This window comes from Pseudomonas sp. B21-059 (assembly GCF_026016285.1).
GTDB classification, from domain to species: Bacteria; Pseudomonadota; Gammaproteobacteria; order Pseudomonadales; family Pseudomonadaceae; genus Aquipseudomonas; species Aquipseudomonas danubii.
In genome coordinates, this window is sequence record NZ_CP087201.1 from 2,779,547 (window position 1) to 2,798,032 (window position 18,486).

General features: G+C 64.7%; 17 protein-coding genes. 6 read left to right on the forward strand and 11 right to left on the reverse strand.

What is annotated here, in order from left to right:
* The first annotated feature begins 56 nt into the window (after window positions 1-56).
* Window positions 57-431, forward strand: coding sequence for a hypothetical protein (locus LOY69_RS12775; protein WP_265074670.1), 375 nt, complete (start codon window positions 57-59; stop codon window positions 429-431).
* Window positions 432-459: 28 nt separating this feature from the next.
* Here the strand turns inward: LOY69_RS12775 and LOY69_RS12780 are convergent, their stop codons facing one another.
* The 7 genes from LOY69_RS12780 to LOY69_RS12810 are packed head-to-tail and all read right to left on the reverse strand — an operon-like array spanning window position 460 to window position 6,810.
* Window positions 460-1,872, reverse strand: a complete 1,413-nt coding sequence (locus tag LOY69_RS12780; RefSeq protein WP_265074671.1) for an ATP-binding protein — start codon at window positions 1,870-1,872, stop codon at window positions 460-462.
* Window positions 1,869-2,531, reverse strand: coding sequence for a response regulator (locus LOY69_RS12785; protein WP_102864368.1), 663 nt, complete (start codon window positions 2,529-2,531; stop codon window positions 1,869-1,871). Before LOY69_RS12785 ends, LOY69_RS12780 begins: the two co-directional genes overlap by 4 nt.
* A gap of 22 nt (window positions 2,532-2,553) precedes the next feature.
* On the reverse strand, window positions 2,554-3,198 hold the full coding sequence (locus LOY69_RS12790; protein ID WP_102879829.1) for a tetratricopeptide repeat protein: 645 nt from the start codon (window positions 3,196-3,198) through the stop codon (window positions 2,554-2,556).
* Entirely contained in the window at window positions 3,195-4,004 is an 810-nt protein-coding gene (locus LOY69_RS12795) for an SDR family oxidoreductase (protein WP_110595783.1), read from the reverse strand. Before LOY69_RS12795 ends, LOY69_RS12790 begins: the two co-directional genes overlap by 4 nt.
* The gene (locus LOY69_RS12800; RefSeq protein ID WP_110595782.1) at window positions 3,991-4,665 is read right to left on the reverse strand and encodes a TenA family transcriptional regulator; all 675 of its coding nucleotides are present in this window, start codon (window positions 4,663-4,665) and stop codon (window positions 3,991-3,993) included. The genes LOY69_RS12795 and LOY69_RS12800 overlap by 14 nt, the downstream gene beginning before the upstream one ends.
* Window positions 4,662-6,143: an AMP-binding protein gene (locus tag LOY69_RS12805; RefSeq protein WP_265074672.1), complete on the reverse strand. Its 1,482-nt coding sequence runs from the start codon at window positions 6,141-6,143 to the stop codon at window positions 4,662-4,664. Before LOY69_RS12805 ends, LOY69_RS12800 begins: the two co-directional genes overlap by 4 nt.
* Window positions 6,133-6,810: a thermostable hemolysin gene (locus tag LOY69_RS12810; protein WP_102879825.1), complete on the reverse strand. Its 678-nt coding sequence runs from the start codon at window positions 6,808-6,810 to the stop codon at window positions 6,133-6,135. The genes LOY69_RS12805 and LOY69_RS12810 overlap by 11 nt, the downstream gene beginning before the upstream one ends.
* 210 nt (window positions 6,811-7,020) lie before the next feature.
* Between LOY69_RS12810 and LOY69_RS12815 the strand changes: the two genes are divergently transcribed.
* Window positions 7,021-7,572 (forward strand): cytochrome b, encoded by a 552-nt coding sequence (locus LOY69_RS12815; protein ID WP_102879824.1) that lies wholly within the window; start codon window positions 7,021-7,023, stop codon window positions 7,570-7,572.
* 140 nt (window positions 7,573-7,712) lie between these two features.
* On the opposite strand, the gene LOY69_RS12820 is transcribed toward LOY69_RS12815, so the two are convergent.
* The 4 genes from LOY69_RS12820 to LOY69_RS12835 form a co-directional block, all read right to left on the reverse strand.
* A complete protein-coding gene (locus LOY69_RS12820; RefSeq protein WP_265074673.1) occupies window positions 7,713-8,753 on the reverse strand; it encodes a DUF6602 domain-containing protein in 1,041 nt (346 codons plus the stop codon).
* A 17-nt stretch (window positions 8,754-8,770) separates the two neighbouring features.
* On the reverse strand, window positions 8,771-9,877 hold the full coding sequence (locus tag LOY69_RS12825; RefSeq protein WP_265074674.1) for a DNA alkylation repair protein: 1,107 nt from the start codon (window positions 9,875-9,877) through the stop codon (window positions 8,771-8,773).
* A gap of 201 nt (window positions 9,878-10,078) precedes the next feature.
* Window positions 10,079-11,902: a monovalent cation:proton antiporter-2 (CPA2) family protein gene (locus tag LOY69_RS12830; RefSeq protein WP_110595777.1), complete on the reverse strand. Its 1,824-nt coding sequence runs from the start codon at window positions 11,900-11,902 to the stop codon at window positions 10,079-10,081.
* A 189-nt stretch (window positions 11,903-12,091) separates the two neighbouring features.
* Entirely contained in the window at window positions 12,092-12,982 is an 891-nt protein-coding gene (locus LOY69_RS12835; RefSeq protein WP_102879820.1) for a LysR family transcriptional regulator, read from the reverse strand.
* 170 nt (window positions 12,983-13,152) lie between these two features.
* Here LOY69_RS12835 and LOY69_RS12840 point away from each other — a divergent pair, with 170 nt between their 5' ends.
* The 4 genes from LOY69_RS12840 to LOY69_RS12855 all read left to right on the forward strand — a co-directional run bounded on the left by LOY69_RS12840 (window position 13,153) and on the right by LOY69_RS12855 (window position 18,393).
* Window positions 13,153-14,235 carry a 4-oxalomesaconate tautomerase gene (locus tag LOY69_RS12840; protein ID WP_213666168.1) on the forward strand — a complete coding sequence of 361 codons (1,083 nt, stop codon included), beginning with the start codon at window positions 13,153-13,155 and terminating at the stop codon, window positions 14,233-14,235.
* A gap of 43 nt (window positions 14,236-14,278) precedes the next feature.
* Entirely contained in the window at window positions 14,279-15,604 is a 1,326-nt protein-coding gene (dctA, locus tag LOY69_RS12845) for a C4-dicarboxylate transporter DctA (protein WP_265074675.1), read from the forward strand.
* A 139-nt stretch (window positions 15,605-15,743) separates the two neighbouring features.
* The gene (locus LOY69_RS12850; protein ID WP_110595774.1) at window positions 15,744-17,048 is read left to right on the forward strand and encodes a CitMHS family transporter; all 1,305 of its coding nucleotides are present in this window, start codon (window positions 15,744-15,746) and stop codon (window positions 17,046-17,048) included.
* A 91-nt stretch (window positions 17,049-17,139) separates the two neighbouring features.
* Window positions 17,140-18,393: an OprD family porin gene (locus LOY69_RS12855; RefSeq protein ID WP_265074888.1), complete on the forward strand. Its 1,254-nt coding sequence runs from the start codon at window positions 17,140-17,142 to the stop codon at window positions 18,391-18,393.
* Window positions 18,394-18,486 lie beyond the last annotated feature (93 nt).

Consider the following 18,486-nt stretch of genomic DNA (forward strand, 5'->3'; position numbering starts at 1 on the left):
CCTGCTGGGCCTGCCCCCTCTTGAAGACCCCACGGGTAAAAGGAACGACCCTCCCGATGCAAAAAATCAAACTCATTCTGGGCTCCGCACTGGCGCTGTTCCTGGCGTACCACGCCTACGGTTCGTTCTACTACGGCACGCCGTATCAGGGCCGCGACTACAGTCCTGACCAGGCCTTCTACTACCAGAAATACCGCTTGTTCAGCTGGCGCACCTGGATTCCCACCATGACCATGCCCGGTGATGGCGACAGCTCGCGCTACAGCGTTGGCGGCTACCTGCGGGTGTTCAAGGCCGACGGCACGCTGGTGGGGCAGTCCTATGACGGCTGCATTGCGGTGGTGGAAGTGTCCTGGTACGACGATGCGGTGGGCGGCTTCGGCTGCAGCGAGCACTTGATCGCGCTATCCGGGAAGGCCACGCCGGACTGAGCGTTCAGTCCCGGCGCCCGCCCATGGGCTATGGCTCGCGGCGCGCCGTCCAGGCGCTGCCCAGCCGCAGCGGTTGCTGGCAGGGAATCGACAAGGTCGCGCGCAGACCGCCCTGGGGCAGGTTGTCGAGGCTGATCCGGCCACCCAGGTGGCGGGCGATGACGCTGACGATGGTCAGCCCAAGTCCGGCGCCGTGGGCGTTGCCGCGACTGTAGAAGCGCTCGAACAGCCGCTCGCGTTCCCCTTCATCGATGCCCGGGCCCTGGTCTTCCACGCTCAGTTCGAAGTGTTCGTCGACCTGGGTCAGGCGCACGCTGATCACGCCATTGGCCGGTGAAAAGTTCACCGCGTTGCTGATCAGGTTATTCAGGGCAATATCGATGGAGGCCGCTTCAGCGCGAACCGGATAGGGACGCTCGTCCACCTCGAAGGACAGCTCCAGGCCCTTGTTCAGCAGCCATGGGGTCAGTTGCACCAGGCTCTCGCGCACGGTGTGGGCCAGGTCCACGGTCTGCTCGCTGGGCATCTGCGCCTTGGGTTCCAGGCGGGCCATGGTCAGCAACTGGTTGACCAGGCGCCCGGCGCGGTCGACGCCCAGGATCAGCGATTCCAGGGAGGCCCGGCGTTCCTGTTCGGTGCCGGCTTGCAACAGGTTCTGCGCGTGCACGCGCAACACCGCCAGGGGCGTGCGCAGCTCATGGGCGGCGTCGGCAATGAAGCGCCGCTCGCGGCCCAGCAGTTCCTGAATCTGCGTCAGCATGCGGTTGAGGGCAGCCTGCATGGGTTCCAGTTCCCTGGGCAGCGGTTCCAGGTGCAAGGGTTCCAGGGAACCGCTGGGCCGGGCCCGGAGCAGGGCGGCCATATTGGCCAGGGGGCGCAGGCCCCAGCCGATGGCCAGCCAGATCATCAGCACCAGCAGCAGGCTGCCGACCACATTGGGCCACAGGGTGTGGCGCATGATGCGGTTGACCAGGTCACTGCGCACATCGACTCGCTCGCCGACCCAGACCCGCAGTCCGGAATCCTGATCATCCAGGATGAAGGTGCGCCACTGATGGTCGTTGCCGTCCTGTTCATTGCCGAACCCTGGCGCCAGCGGCTGCACCGCCAGGGCGGGGGCGCTGGTGGTGCGCACCAGCAGGCTGCCTTTGCGGTCCCACACCTGGAAGGCGATCTTGCTTTCGTAGGGGTGACCGTCGACCTGGGGCATGGCCTGGCTCAGTGCCAGGTTGAAGGCGTGATACAGCTGGGCCTGCTCGGCGCTGCTGTTGGGCATGCGCATGATGCCCAGCAGCAACCGGGCATGTTGCGCCAGTTGGGCGTCGTAGACCTCGTCGATCTCATGGTTGCTGTCGTGCAGGTTGAAGGTCGTCAGAATCAGCAGGCCGGCGAACAGCAGACCGATGATCAGGGTCAGGGTGCGTCGGCGGATCGAATTCATCGACGCTCCTCCACCAGATAACCGACCCCGCGAATGGTGCGGATCAGGTCGGCGGAAAACTTCTTGCGCAGGTGGTGGATGTGCACTTCCAGGGTGTTGCTCTCGGCCTCTTCATTCCAGCCGTAGAGCAACTGCACCAGGCGGTCGCGGGTCATCACCCGGCCCGGCGGCGAGAGCAGTTCGTAGAGCAGCTGGTACTCCTTGGGTGTCAGGGCCACCGGCTCGCCGTGGTAGTGCACCTGCTGGGTGCCAGGGTCGAGGCTGATGCCGGCGTGCTCGATCAGCACCCGGGCGCGCCCGGCACTGCGCCGCAGCAGGGCCCGCAGCCGGGCCTTGAGTTCGTCCAGGTCGAAGGGCTTGATCAGGTAGTCGTCGGCGCCGGCGTCCAGGCCGGCGATACGGTCCTCGGTGGCGTCCCGGGCGGTGAGAATCAGCACCGGCAGGGTCGAACCGCTGTCGCGCAGGCGCTTGAGCACTTGCAGTCCATCCAGGCGCGGCAGGCCGAGGTCGAGCAAGGCCAGGTCGAAGGTTTCGCTGAGCAGCGCATGCAACGCGCTGCTGCCGTCCTTGAGCCAGTCCACGGTGTAGCCTTCGCGAGTCAAGGCTTGGTGGATACCTTCGCCCAGGGGCTGGTCGTCCTCGATCAGTAGTAAGCGCACAACGACTCCTGTCCTGTCCGGATCATTTGATTTTCTTGCCCACCTCGGCCAGCAGCGCCTGGATCTCTTCGTGCCGGCCCTTGTCGGCCACTTCCCGCCCGGGGCGCGGAGCAGCTTGCAATGCCTTGAGCAAAGCGACCCGGGCTTCACCGTAGCGGCCCTGGCGATACAGGTGGTCACCCCAGAAGTACAGACTATCCAGGCCGTCGGGGTTTTGCTGCAAGGCTTGCTTGAGCAGCTCCTCGGCCTTGTCGGCGTCGCCGAACCCGATGGGCCAGCCAGGAACGCGATCATACAGCGCACCCAGGCTGGTGTAGGCAGAACCCTGCAGGGCCTTGGGGTCCAGATTCAGCGCCCGTTCCAGGTCGGCCTTGGCTGCCTTGACCTTGCTCAAGGCCCCCAGCCCGCCCTGGGCTCCGGCCCAACTGCTGGTGACGATGCCCGACCAGATCCAGGCTTCGGCGACCGCCGGGCGCTCCTGGGTAAAGGCCCGGGTTTGCGTGGCCAGCTGTTCAAAGGCGGCGGCCCGTTGCTCGGCCGGCACCTGGTACTGAATGTGCGCCCAGCCTTGCTGGATGACGCCGAGACGTTGCTGGTCCGCCGTATCCAGGGCCCAGGCGGGCAGGCTCAAACAGCCCAGCAACAGTGCGCTGATCAGGTTCTTCATGGTTTTTCGTGCTCCCGTTCGGATCGGATACTCAGCCGCCGGATCAGCGGCAGGTGTTTACGCAGGCCGCGGTCCACCAGGTTGGGCAGCAGACTGTTGAGGCGGACAAAAAAGCGTTCCGGCCAGCCCAGGTACAACTCGCGGTGGTCGCCGGCGATGGCGTGGACCACCGCGCTGGCCACGGTCTGCGGATCGTCGACGTTGCTTTTCAAGGCATCGTTCAAGGCCTGGGCGGCGGGGCTGTTCATGCTGGTGCGGGTGGCTCGCGGCGCCACATAGAGCACGTTGACCCGGGTGTCCGCCAGTTCCCGGCGCAGTGCCTCGGAGAAGCCGCGCAAGGCGAACTTGCTGGCGCAGTAGGCGGCATAACCGGGGTAGCCGATGGAACCGTAGGTGGAGCCGACGTTCACCACCATGGCGCTGGAAGCCTGTTGCAACAGCGGTAGCAGCAGGCGAGTCAGGCACATCGGTGCGCCGATGTTGACCGCCAGCATGGCGTTGATCTCGGCGTCTTCGAGCTGTTCGAGCATGGCGAAGTGATTGATTCCGGCGGCGTTGATCAGCAGGTTGACGCTACCGATGGCCTCGGCGGCCAGCAGCACCTTGCGCCGGTCGCTGAGAAAGGTCAGGTCCGCCGAGACCCAGCACAGTTGATTCGGGTAACGCGCCAGCAGCGGCTCCAGGGGTTCCTTGTGCCGGGCCACGGCCAGCACCTGGGCGCCACTGGCGCACAGGGCCTCGGCGATGGCCAGGCCGATGCCGCCACTGGCCCCGGTGAGCACGGCACGGGTTTCAGGCAGGCGCATGGGCGCGCTCCCCGACACGTGGCAGACCGCGGAACATCTCGCTGTACAGGTGGTAGACCACCTTCGAGGCATGGATCACTGCGGCCTGGTCGGCAGGGTCGTCGAGACGGTCCATCAGGCGCTTGTAAGTCTGCATATGCTCGATGTCCAGGGAACCGTGGGAGGCCAGGTAACTGAAGGCGCTCTGGGGCAGTTGCAGACTGTCCTGGATGCTGCCGGCGGCCAGGGTGGCCAGGGCGATGCTGGTGCCTTCGAGCACGTTGACCATGCCGAACAGTCCCACCGGATTGTCCCGGGCGATCAGGTCATAGAGAAAGCTCACCATCAACTCGATGGCCAGGGACGGGCGGCCATCGCGAACCGCCAGACGGTCGCCGCCGCAGGCGACGATGTCGTTGAGCACCCACTGTTCATGGCCGTACTCCTCCTCGATGTACTCGCACACCGCGCCGCGCAGCCATTCCAGACGTTCCGGCAGGCGTGCGCCGCACGCCATCATCAGCGGCACGGTGTGGCGCACGTGGTAGTAGGCCTGGGTCAGGAACGCCCGGTAGCCCTCAAGGCTGACCTGGCCGGCCAGGGCTTCACGAATGATCGGCAGGCTGAACAGCTGTTCCCGTTCCCGGGAGGTGGCGGCTTGCAGTTGGTCGAAAAAACTCATGACGATGATTCCTCGGAATGAACAGTAGGGCAGAGCAGGTCGCGGTAGCGTTCAACGATGGCCTCGCGGCGAGGCCGGCCGTTGGCGGTGAGCAGGCCGCTGGCTGGGGTGAAGGGTTGCTGCAGGCGGGTCCAGTGGTGGACCTGGGCGTAGTCCGGCAAGGCCTCGTTGGCCTGGGCCACGGCGGCGTCCAGTTGGCTGTCGCTGCAGTCCGGCCGATGGGGCCAGAGCAGGGCATGGTTGCGAGGCAGGGCCTCGCCGTAGACGAAGGCTTGGGCAATATGGCTGCGCTGGGTCAGTTCGGCTTCGACCCATTCAGGGTTGACGTTGCGCCCGTAGCTGGTGACGAACTGGTGCTTCTTGCGGCCCTTGAGATAGAGGTAGCCATCGCTGTCGAACTCACCGATATCGCCGCTGTGCCACCAGCGCTCGACCCGCTCGGGTTCACCCAGGTAGCCCAGCAGCAGCGAGCCCTCGATCAGCACCTCGCCGTCGGCTGCCAGGTGCACTCGGACATGGGGCAAGGGCTGGCCGACGCTGCCCGGGCGGTGTGCGCCGGGACGGTTGAGGCACACCACCGAGGCGCACTCCGACAGCCCATAGCCCTCGTACACCGGCAGGCCCAGGCGCTGGGCGCGTTGCAGCAGCTCCAGCGAGACCTTGGCCCCGCCCACGGCGGCAAAGCGCAGGCTGGCGGGATTGAACAGGCGCTGTTCGGCGGCCCCCACCAACAACAGCAACAACTGCGGCACCAGGATCAGGCTTTCGGGCTGACGCTGGGCCAGGCAGCCGAGCAAGGTGGGCGCGTCGACCCCGCTGGCGCCCTGGATGCCCAGGGTTTTCTGACTCGGCAGGCTGAGGGTGGCACCGGCATAGAGCGCGGCGTAGCAGCCCAGGTTTTCCAGGAGAATCCCCAGGGGCAGCAGCGCCAGGTGATGGCGCGGGTTGCTGGAGTGACTGGTCTGTTCCAGTTCCCGGGCCACCTGCAGCAGGCTGTCGGCGCCCAGGCACACGCCTTTGGGGGTGCCGGTGGTGCCGGAGGTGAAGGTCAGTTTCGCGGTGCCTGGCGGCAGGATTGAGGGTCCATCGAAGCGTCGGCGCCAGAATTCGCCCTGGCGCTCATAGCCGGCGGCTTGCAGTGGCGCCTCCTGGCCGTCTTCGACCAACAGCAGCTCGGCGCGGCTCTGTTCCAGGCAGTGCTGGCGCTGGGCAGCGCTGAAGAAGGGCGGCAGGGTCAGGCAGGTCAGGCCCTCGAATAGGGCCGCCAGGTCCCAGAGCAGCAGTTCCGGGCCGTTGTCCAGGGCCAGGGCCAGCACGTTTACCTGTGCCTCGCGCAGCCGTTGCTGGCGGTCGATCACCTCGGCATACAGGGTGGCGTAGTCCAGGCGCAGGCGATCGCCCCAGAGTGCAATGTGGGCGGTCTTTTCTTCGGCGTGCTTGCGTAGTGCTTCCTTGAAGCGCTGCACTTCAGGCGACATGGGTGTTCTCCTCGAATGACTCCGGCAGGCCCAGGCGGTTGAACATCCCCATGTTGCGCAAGTGGATGAAGCCTGCGCGGATGCTGCCCACGTGTACCGATGGCTGGCTTTGGTAGTAGCTGCCCCAGTGATGCCGCTCTTCACCCAGGCGCTCGGGGTCGGCCGCGCACAGGGTCAAGGGGCGCAGGCCCAGGCGATGAAAGCTGTTGACCAGGCCGATGTTGCCGGTGAACGCCACCCACTCCAGGCCACCCATGGCCAGCAGCCAGGTGATGGCGATGATGGACAGGCGTGCGCTGCCGGTGTCGCTGGCCGCCAGGTTGCCCACTTCCACCACGCCCTGACGCGCCGTCGGGCGCTGGGCGGCGAAGTCGATCAACTCCTCGATCGGTGCATCCAGATAACGTTCCAGAAACAGCGGACCGCTGCTGGCCAGGCGCACCCCGGCGACGGCGCACAGCGCGCCCTGGGGATCACTCAAACCGAACAGCTCCGGCATGAACTGACGGATGGTGGCGCCGTGGACCTGCTGGAATCGCTGGCTGACGTAGGTTTCGAAGACGGGGCGCTGAACCTCGCCAGGCAGGCTGCGGGCCAGGGTCAGGGCCGTAGCGCAGTCCCGGCCGAAGTTGAGGGGCAGATGGATGTTCCAGTCAAAACCAGGCATGGATGCAGAGCCTCCCGAGGCATGTTGGGGAGGAGTATCGGCAGGCTTTCTTAACGAAGTCTGAAGATGGCCAAAAGACATTTTTTGCGCTCTTCAGGTTGCCTTAAGGCTGGCAACACAAGGTGGCCCACCCGAGCGACAAAAGGCGTTGCGCGGGCCCTGCGACGACCTGAATGACTCGGGCGTCCCGAACCACCGTGAGGACTGTGTATGACTGCTCAATCCGTACCATCGCGTTACGCGCGACTGTCGATCCTGATGCACTGGCTGATGCTGGCGCTGTTCGTCGGCGTCTATGCCTGCATCGAACTCAAGGGGCTGATGCCCAAGGGCAGTACGGCCCGGGGGCTGTTTCTCGGGCTGCACAGCCTGTTCGGGATCAGCATCTTCGCCCTGGTGTGGATTCGCCTGGTGGCCCGCCTGCAACCGCGACCGCCGATCTTGCCGGCGCCCTCTGCCTGGCAGACCGGGCTGTCGCACCTGATGCACCTGGTCCTTTATGCACTGATGATTGCCACGCCGCTGCTGGCCTGGCTGATGCTCTCGGCGGCGGGCAAGCCCGTGCCTTACTTCGAGTTCTTCCTGCCGGCCGCGCCAGTGACGGTGGACCCTGATCAGGCGCGATTCTTCAAGCACTGGCACGAGCAACTGGGTAGCGCCGGCTACTGGCTGATCGGCCTGCATGCCGTGGCCGGGCTGTTCCACCACTACTGGGTAGGCGACAACACCCTCAAGCGCATGCTGCCGGGTGCCCGGCGCTGAAATACGGCGTGGCCGGCAGGCGCCGGCTGGCCAGCGAACCGCCGCGCCGCGGTCCGCCGATTCTCCACGGCGTCCTCAGGATCGCTTTCGCCGCAAGCCGGCTCCTGCGGGGGGACGGTCTGTGGGGGCTGTCGATGGCTTCAGGTCCTTGCCTTCCACAGGCCGAACTTGCCCGCCAGATCCAGCTTGGGATCACGCACCCGGGTCAGGTTGATCGCGGCGCCGGACCAGCCGCCCTCCATCTCTTCACTCAGGTGGTATTTCAACAGGTTGTACTGGATCGCCGTCCCCCCCAGTTGCTGGTAGCCGATGCGTGAGGTCACTGCCTCCAGCAAGCTGGAAATCAGGTACTGCAGCGGCGTTTCGTAGGCCTTGATGGCGATGCCGTAGTCGAAGCTCTCAGCGTTGCTTTCGCGAAAGCAGGCGAAGAATTCCTGCTTGCTCATGCTGCTGGACATGGCCGTGTTGTAGCTCTGGCGACAGGCTTCGAGGTCGGCAGCGCCGGGCCGGGGCAGGGCCAGGTGGTTGTTGAGGTTCTTCAGGGTCACACAGCCCTGGGTGGCGATGACCTCGGGCATCAGGGTCACGTCCAGTTCACCGGCACGGTCGGGGAGGTTGTGCCAGCTGTTCAGGCTGTTGCGCAGTTGCTCCAGGCTGGCGCCGGGATAGCCTCGATAGCCGTACACATACGCTGGCGGCAGCACCAGGCCCATGACCGAATTCATCTGCGAGACCGTGAGGTTCTGATAGTCGCGGTCATAGATGCGCGCGCTGTACTCGTCGAGGGAATGGCGCAGCACCGAGGGCTTGAGGTTGCGCACCGACTTGCCGTTCTCCAGGGCCTCGAACAGGCTCTTTTCGTTGAGCTGGGACTTGACCTCCACGGTGGCGATCACCCCTTCGATCAGGTACACGTCGGCCGAGCCGAAGGTGCGCAGCGTGGGGAAATCGTTGCGGTAGATGATCAGGTCGATCTGCTTGGAGATGCCGCCTTGGGCGTCGATGATCTGCCCGGCACCGATGCTGATGTTGCTCGGTAGAAAACGCTTGAGGACGTCACGGATGAAACTCTCCCGGGCGTCGCCAAGGACCCCGGAGTGGCTGGCGATGGTGCTGCTGACGCTGAAACTGCTTTCCAGGACCCGGGCGATGGATTTCGCCCATTTGCTGATGATTGCCACGCGGTCTTCCTTGAATGTCAGGGGATGAGCAAGTCGAAATGGCTGGTGGCCAGGGGTTCGCCGTTGACCAGCAACTGCACGCCATGGCGTCCGGGATAGTGACGGCGGGTGGTCAGTTCGCGGATCTGCTGGCTGCGGCCCAGGTCCACCCGGGCCAGGCCTTGCAGGGTGAAGGTCTTGAGCTTGAACACCTTGCTCGCCGTGGCGCCTGAAGCCTTGACGTAGTCGATGGCGTAATCCACCACCAGGCGCTGGTGGCGGGGGCTGGTGGAGACCAGGGTCAGGGACAGGTTGAGGCTGTCCCCCAGGCGCAATTGCCCGGGAGCCACCTGGAAGCGGCTGACCTCGACTTCAGCCCGGGCCCCGGCCCCGATGATCGCCAGGGCCCGGCGGTCGCCCTGCTTGATCAGGCTGCGCAAGGCATGACGGGCGATCCAGGCACTGTGGGGTTGCTCCAGGGGCCAGCCTTCAAGGCGTTCCAGGACCCATTGCGGGTGCTCCTTGGTGATGTCGTTGAGGTGATTGGCCACGGATTTGCGCACGTACAGGCTGGGGTCGTTGCGCAGGCGTTCGAGGATCGGCGCCGCCAACTGCGGGTCGGCTTGCAGCTGTTCCAGGCGAAACGACCAGGGCAGGCGCGGACGGCTGCCCTCGCTGGCCAGGCGACGCACGTGTTCATCGCTGTCGGTGGCCCACTCCTGCAGCACAGCCAGCGTGCGCTGGCAGTCCTGGCGCAGAAAGTGGCGCACGGCGAACTCGGATGAACCAAATCCGGTGAAGTACTTCAGCGCCGCCATGGACAGTTCGAAGTCATGCAGGCCGTAGCTGGCCACGTAATGGGGCAGGAAGATGCACACAAAGCGGCTGTTCAGGCGCGGCGCCAGTTGGCGCAACAGCTCGAGGCTGGTGGCGTAGTCCAGGTCCAGCACCTGATGCAGGCTGTCGCTGACCCGGGCCAGGCGCTGCATCAGCGACAATTGGGGCAGATCCTGGCTGGCCAGCTGCAAGAAGGCCTGGCGCTGGAAGTCTGGATACACCGCGTGCATCTGCTCGGCGATGTGTTCCAGGCGTTCCTGGTTGAAGATCTCCTTGAGGGCGGGAGCGTTCTGCTGGCTTGAGCTCATGGGGTGTATCCGTTCAGTGGCGAGGCGGCGTCCACTTTACACAACCGCTCCTGACAGAATCTGTCGGTAGTCGCTGGCCACCACCACAACCTGCCGTCCCCAGTCGCTGGTTGGCAGCCACGCAGTCCTTGGGGGCTAGGCCAGGTTCAGTGGCCTGTTCGCCAGCAAGCCGGCTCCCACGCGGTGTTGTCTGAAGCGCCGTCAGCGCATCGGCGGCAGCGGGCTCTCGATCTGCTCGTCCTGCTCGTCGGCGGCGAACAGTCGGGCCAGTTCGGCTCGGGCTTCCTGGGCGCTCTGCAGCACTTTGGCAGCGTCGTCGTAGACCGCGTGCTGGGCCGCCAGCAGTTGTTCGTCGTGCTGGGTGAAGCGCTGGATTCGCGAGTCGGCCTGGGCCTGGCTGAGCCCCAGGCCCACCAGGGTGCGGCGGCTCATTTCCAGGCTGGAGTAGTAGGTTTCCCGCACGGCCTGGGCCTCCAGGTCCATCAGCCGGTGCACGTGCTGGCGGTTGCGCGCCCGGGCGATGATCTTCAGGTGCGGGTAGAGCTTGCGCACCTGCTCGGCGGTCTTGATGTTGGTTTCCGGGTCATCGGTGGCGATGACGAAGTACTCCGCTGTACCGACCTTGGCCGCGCTGAGGATTTCCGGGCGCATGGGGTCGCCGTAGAACACCGGCATGCCGCCAAAACTGCGGATCAGTTCGATGGTGTCCACCGAGGTGTCCAGGGCGACGAAGGGGATTTTCTGCGCCCGCAGGATACGCGCCACGATCTGCCCCATGCGGCCCATGCCGGCGATCACCACCCGCGGGCTGTCGGCATCGATCTGGCGGTATTCGGCGGGCATTTCCAGGGGCTTGGCCTTGGGTTTGAGCCAGCGCGAGCAGGCCAGCAACAGCAACGGGGTCAGGGCCATGGACAGGGTAATGGTGAGCACCAGCAGGTCATGCAGGCGGGCCTCGAACAGGCCCTGGTCGCGACCGATCTTGAACACCACGAAGGCGAATTCACCGCCGGCCGCCAGCACCACGCCCAGGCGCACCGCACTCTCGCGATTGAGCTCGCCGGCCAGCCGCCCGACCACAAACAGCAGCGGCAGCTTGAGGCCGATCAGCAGCAGGGTCAGGCCCAGCACCGCGATGGGCGCGCTGAGCAGCAGGCTGATATTGGCGCCCATGCCGACGCTGATGAAGAACAGCCCCAGCAGCAGGCCCTTGAAGGGTTCGATCTGCGCTTCCAGCTCATGGCGGTATTCCGAGTCCGCCAGCAGCAGGCCGGCGAGGAAGGCGCCCAAGGCCATGGACACGCCCACCAGATCCATCAGCCAGGCGGTGCCGATCACCACCAGCAGGGCGGTGGCGGTGGACACTTCCGGCAAGCGGGTGCGAGCCACGATGCGAAACACCGGGCGCAGCAGGTAACGCCCGCCCACCACCACCACGGCGATGCTGCCCAGCACTTGCAGGCCGTGACGCAGATCCTCGGCGCTGCTGGTGTGGTGATCGTTGCCGGCCAGCACCGGGACCATGGCGATCAGCGGAATGGCGGCGATGTCCTGGAACAGCAGGATGGCGAAGGCCATGCGCCCGTGGGGGCTGTTCAGCTCCTTGCGTTCGGCCAGGCTTTGCAGGCCCAGGGCGGTGGATGACAGGGCCAGGCCCAGGCCCAGCACGATGGCGCTGTTCAGCGATTGGCCGAACATAAACAGCGCCACCACGCCGATCACTGTGCCGGTCAACAACACCTGGGCCAGGCCAGCGCCGAACACCGCCTTGCGCATCACCCACAAGCGCTTGGGCGACAGCTCCAGGCCGATGATGAACAACAGCAGCACCACCCCCAGCTCGGAGATGTGACTGACGCTTTGCGGATTGCCCACCAGCCCCAGCACCGAGGGGCCGATCAGCACCCCGGCCAGCAGGTAGCCGAGCACGGCCCCCAGTTGCAGGCGCTTGGCCAGGGGCACGATCAGCACGGCGGCGCAGAGGAACACGACGGCGGCTTGTAGCAGGTTGCCTTCATGGGGCATCGGGGGGACTCCAGGGAGAACGGGGCGCAGTGGATGATAAAGGCTTGCCGGTGACAATCAGCGGATGGCTGTTGCCAGTCTGCGCCCGGATAAAAACGGCGTGGATGTTCTGAGACTGGCGGTGCGCCCTGCAAGGCACGTCGGAGTAGGAGGGAGGCTGGAGAGGGGGGAGCTGGAGGGACGCACCGGTCAGTGCGGCCACTGCTCCAGCAGGATCGCCACGAACTTTTCCGCCGCCGGCGACAGCGATGCGCCGCGTCGATACACCAGGCCCAGGGTGCGATTGACCACGGGGTCGGTCAGCGGAACGCTGACCAGGGTCGGGTGATCGGCGGCCGGCATGGCCAGGCTTGGCATCGCCGACACCCCGAGCCCGGCCTCCACCATGCCCAGCGACGTGGACAGGTGCTGCACCTCGTAGAACCACTGGGGCCGCCAGCTCAAGCCGGACAGGGCATGGTCCAGCAGCATGCGGTTGCCGCTCAGGCGACCGACGCCGATCAAGCGATAGTCGCTCAGTTCCGACCAGGTCACCGAGCTGCGCTTGGCCAGTTCGTGGTCGCGCCGGCAGGCCAGGACAAAGGGCTCGTTGACCAGTGGCACGAACTCGATGTCCGGGTGCTGGCCGCTCATCATGTTGATGCCGAAGTCCGCTTCGCCGCGCAGCACCGCTTCAAGGCCTTCGTTGGCACTGAGATCGAGCAGACGGATGCGGATTTTCGGGTAGCGCTGGTTGTACAGGCGGATCACCGACGGCAGGAAGTAGAAGGCCGCCGTGGGGATGCAGGCCAGGGTCACCTGACCGATCTGCCGTTCTGCCAGCTCACGGATGTTGAGGATCGAGTCGTCGAAGTCGTCCAGCAGGCGTCGGGCCTTGGGTAGAAAATCGCGACCGACGCTGGTCAGGCTGACCTTGCGCGTGGTGCGGTCGAGGAGGGCGGTGCCCAGTCCCTCTTCGAGCTTTTTCATGCGTCGGCTCAGGGCCGGCTGGGACAGGTGCAAGGCGTCGGCCGCTTCGTGAAAACTCCCCAGTTCGGCGATTTTCACGAAAGATCTGATGTCCTGAAGCTCATATTCCATGCGGGTTTCTCAAAGCGGGAGTCGGGTGGAACGCTGCCGGACACGATATTTAATTCATGCATGAAACGCAATAATGTCTCTGATCTTTGCATTGGAAACACTTTTTAATCCCTGACACTCTTGTGCCCAGAACATCAATTACCTCGATTGATCAACAAGAGTCAGTGTTCATGCAACGAATTCCTTGTGTGTTGATGCGCGGCGGCACCTCCAAAGGGCCGTTTTTTCTGGCCTGGGATCTGCCGGTGGCCGTGTCCGAGCGTGATGAGCTGTTGCTCAACCTGATGGGTTCCGGCCACGAGCTGGAAATCGATGGCATCGGCGGTGGCAGCCCGCAGACCAGCAAGGTGGCGATCGTTAGTCCGTCGCTGCACCCGGACGCGGATGTCGACTACCTGTTCGTCCAGGTCATGGTGTCCCAGCGGCGGGTCGATACCGCACCCAACTGCGGCAACATGCTCTGCGCCGTGGGGCCCTTCGCCATCGAACAGGGGCTGGTCAAGGCCACGGGGGCACAGACCCAGGTGCGGATTCGCAACCTCAACACCGGCACCCTGGTCAATGCCCAGGTCCAGACTCCCGATGGCAAGGTCAGCTACGAAGGCGACACCACCATTGACGGCGTGCCGGGCAGCGCGGCGCCGGTGGCCCTGACCTTTCTCGATGCCGCCGGGAGCAAGACCGGCCAGTTGTTCCCCACGGGCCAGCCCCAGGATTTGATCGACGGCATTGCCGTGACCTGCATCGACATGGCCATGCCCATGGTGCTGGTGCAGGCGGCCTGCCTGGGCAAGCGCGGCGATGAAAGCCCGGCCGAGCTGGACGCCGACGCGGACTTTCTCCAGCGTCTGGAAAGCCTGCGGGTGAAGGCCGGGCTGGCCATGGGCCTGGGGGATGTCAGCGACAAAGTGATTCCCAAGCCGGTCCTGGTGTCCCGGGCCCAGTCCGGGGGCACCCTGGCGGTGCGCTATTTCATGCCCCACAACTGCCATCGAGCCCTGGCCATTACCGGCTCCATCGGCCTGGCTACCGCCTGTGTCACCGCCGGCAGTGTGGTGGCCGAGATGCTGGGCGGGATCAGCGAGCCGCGCCTGCAAAAGGTCCGTATCGAACACCCCAGCGGGGCAATAGATGTCGTATTGTCCTACAGCGGCACCCGCCCCGAGACCATCCGCGCCTCGGTGGTCCGCACCGCCCGCCGGTTATTTTCCGGGTATGTCTACGCGCCTGTTTCACAACGCCTTGCCGGGTAGTTGACGCGCTGTCGATCCCGGTTGCATCAGAACAATTCTAAAAATGGGTGATGCCATGAAAGTTGTTAAATCGCTCTACTTCCAGATCCTCTGTGCGGTGTTCCTCGGGGTTCTGGTGGGGCACTTCTGGGCCCAGCAAGCCATTGCCTTGAAGCCCCTGGGAGATGCCTTCATCAAGCTGATCAAGATGATGATCGCCCCGGTGGTGTTCTGCACCATCGTCACCGGTATCGCCGGCATGAGCGACAAGCGTTCCCTGGGCCGCCTGCTGAGCAAGACCATGCTGCTGTTCCTGGGCCTGACGCTGATCAGCCTGTGCATCGGCCTGGCGGCGGTCTACCTGTTCCAGCCCGGCGCGGGGATGAACATCGACCCCACCCGGTTGAACACCCAGGGCCTGTCCCAGTACACCGATTCGGCAGCCAAGCTGGGGGTGGTGGAGTTCTTCATGCACATCATCCCCGAGACCTTCATTGGCGCCTTCAACAAGGGCGAGGTGCTGCCGGTGCTGTTTATCGCGGTGCTGTGCGGGTTTGCCCTGTCGTCCCTGGGCGAGCGCGGCAAGCCGGTGCTGGAGGTGCTGGAGTCGGCCTCGCAGATGGTGTTCAAGATTTTTTCCTACCTGATGCGTTTCGCGCCGGTCGGTGCCTTCGGCGCCCTGGCCTTTACCGTGGGCCAGTACGGCATCACCTCCCTGGGCGCCTTGGCCAAGCTGATCATGACCCTCTACGTCGCCTGCGGTTTCTTTGTCTGCGTGGTCCTGGGCGGCATTTGTCGGGCAAACGGCTTCAGCCTGTGGAAGCTGTTGCGCTACCTGCGTGAAGAGTTCCTGGTGGTGCTCGGCACCTCGTCCACGGAGCCGGTGATGCCGCGCATGCTGGAAAAACTCCAGGCCCTGGGCTGCAAGAAAAGCGTGGTGGGGCTGGTGCTGCCCACCGGCTATTCGTTCAATCTCGACGGTACGGCGATCTACCTGTCCCTGGCGGCGATCTTCATTGCCCAGGCGTGCAACATCGAGCTGAGCGCCGGCCAGATCGTCACCATGCTGGCGATCATGCTGCTGTCGTCCAAGGGCGCCGCCGGGGTGACCGGCAGCGGTTTCGTGGCGCTGGCCTCGACCCTGACGGTGATTCATGACATTCCCCTGGCCGGCCTGGCGTTGTTGATCGGCATCGATCGCTTCATGTCCGAGGCCCGGGCCTTGACCAGCCTGGCGAGCAACGCCGTGGCGACGGTGGTGATCGCCCTCTCGGAGCAGGCCTGCGACCGCCAGGTGCTGTTGCGCACGCTCGATGGCCAGCCGCTTGTGGCTCAGGCCGCTGCCGCCGATGACAGCCCCGCGGCCGCTCTGGCGAGCAAGCTCGGCTAGACCCGCCAGGCACTACCGCTTTACCCCAAGTACCGACTCAACACCTGCGCCGGGCGCCTTTGAACGGGGCGTCCGGTGCTCGGGTGGCCGTGCGCCCGCGCGCCGGTCATGCTCATCATAAAAACAAGAGAATCGACTTATGCTCGCTTTACTCGGCCTCGCCATGGTGGTGGTCTTTACCGTCCTGATCATGACCAAGCGCCTGTCGCCCATCGTCGCCTTGACGCTGGTGCCTATCGTTTTTGCGCTGCTCGGCGGGTTTGCCGGCAGCACCGGCAAGATGATGCTCGACGGCCTGAAAATGGTCGCGCCGTCGGCGGCGCTGTTGTTGTTCGCCATTCTGTTCTTCGGCTTGATGATCGATTCGGGGCTGTTCGATCCGCTGATCCGCAAGATTCTCAAGCGGGTCAATGGCGACCCGATCAAGATCGCCATCGGCACCGCGTTGCTGTCGCTGGTGGTCGCCCTGGACGGCGACGGCACCACCACCTACATGATTACCTGCGCGGCCATGCTGCCGTTGTACAAGCGCATCGGCATGAACCCGATGATCCTCGCCACCATCGCCATGTTGTCCCTGAGCATCATGAGCGGCATGACCCCGTGGGGCGGGCCGGCAACCCGAGCCATCGCCGCTCTTGGTCTGGATGCCGGCGAGTACTTCGTGCCGCTGTTGCCGACCATGATCGGCGGCGCCGCCTGGGTGGTGTTTACCGCCTACCTGCTGGGTCGGGCCGAGCGCAAGCGTATCGGCAATACCCAGCTGCAAAGCGGTGGCGGTGACTGCTACATCCAGGCGATTCTGGAAGACACGCCGCACAAGCGGCCCAGGCTGGCCTACGTCAACCTGCTGCTGGTGGTGGCGGTGATGACCGCGCTGGTGTTGGGCCTGATGCATTCGGCGGTGCTGTTCCTGATCGGTTTTGTCCTGGCGCTGATGATCAACTACCCGCAGTTGGATATTCAGAAGGAGCGCATTCTTGCCCATTCAGGCAACGCCATGACCGTGGTGCTGCTGGTCTTCGCCGCGGGGATCTTCGCCGGGATCTTCTCCGGCACCAAGATGGTCGATGCCCTGGCACAGACCCTGGTGGACTGGATTCCGCCCTCCTGGGGTCACCTGTTCCCGCTGGTGGTGGCGCTCACCAGCATGCCGTTGACCTTCGTCCTGTCCAACGACGCCTACTACTTCGGCGTGGTGCCGATCCTGGCCAACGCGGCGGCGGCTTATGGCATTTCTCCCCTGGAAATCGCCCGCGCCTCGATTCTCGGCCAGCCGGTGCACCTGATGAGTCCGCTGGTGGCCTCGACCCTGCTGCTGGTGGGCATGGTGGACCGTGACATTGGCGACTTCCAGAAAGCCACGGTGAAGTGGGCCGTGCTGACCTCCCTGGTCATTACCGCCCTGGCCTTGCTGACCGGTGCCCTGACCCTGTTCGTCTGATTGCTTCGAAACCCTCTTTTGTGGCCTGGCGCGCCTGCTGGCGGGGCGCTTGGCGAACTGCGCCTTGAATAACAACAACGAGAAGTACGACATGAGCCATTTGCTGATTCGCGCAACGGTATTTTGCTGCTTGAGCCTGCCACCCGTGGCCGGGCTTCAGGCCGCTGATTTCAACGATGACAGCAGCCTCAAGCTGCAATTGCGCAACGTTTATTTCAACGAAAACTTCCGCGACGAACACGGCCTCAGCGCCAAGGCTGCGCGCACTGCCAAGAGCGAGCGCACGGAATGGGCTCAAGGCTTCCTGCTTGACTATCAGTCCGGGTTCACCCCCGGCACCCTGGGGTTCGGGGTCGATGCCCTGGGGCTGCTGGGTGTCCGGCTCGATTCCGGCAAGGGGCGCAGTGGCACCGGGCTGCTGCCGGTGCACGACGACGGTCGCGCCGCGGGCGAATTTGCCAGTGCCGGCGCCACGGCCAAGGTGCGGCTGGCCAAGACCATCCTCAAGTACGGCACTTTGCTGCCCAAGACCCCGGTGCTGGTCTACAACGATGCCCGTCTGTTGCCGCAGACCTATCAGGGCACCCAGCTCACCAGCACGGATATCGACGGCCTGAGCTTGACCGGCGGTTATCTGCAGCGCTTCAAGCTGCGGGACTCCACCGACAGCGTGGGGCTGGTGCCCGACGGTTACAGCGGCGGCCAGTCCGGGGACTTCCGTTATGGCGGAGCCGAGTACAAGTGGAGCAAGAACCTGCGCCTGAGCTATTTCCATGGCGAGCTTGAGAACTTCTATCGGCAGGACTTTGTCGGCCTGCAACATGACCTGGCGCTGGGGCAGGGGACCTTGACCAGCGATCTGCGCTACTTCCGCAGTGCCGATTCAGGCGCGGCCTTTGACGGCAAGATCGCCAACCGCATGCTCAGCGGCCAATTGACCTACGCCATCGCCGGGCATTCCCTTGGCGGTGGTTATCAGCACCTCAGTGGCGATGCGGGTTTGCCGTATATCAGCGGCGCCACGGTCTACTCCTTCAGTAACGCCGGTATCGGCAAGTTCATCGAAGAGGGCGAGAAGACCTGGATGCTCAGCTATGGCTACAACTTCGCCAGCCTGGGTGTCCCCGGCCTGACCTTCAGCTCGCGCTACCTGAGCGGCAACGACGGCAAGTCCGGGACCCGGGTCGATGAGTGGGAGCGAGACGCCGAACTGGCGTATGTACTCCAGCAAGGCTCGCTCAAGGGGTTGGGGGTGAAGCTGCGCAATTATGTGTATCGCTCCGACTACTCCCGGGGACGCGACAGCAACCGCCTCTACATCACTTACGACATTGCCCTTTGGTAGCGCATTTACAGCGGCTTGAAGCGCCCATCCCACTGCGGGTCCAGGCGCTGGATGCGTGCGGCCAGCGGCGGGTGGGTGGCGAACAGGCGTTCC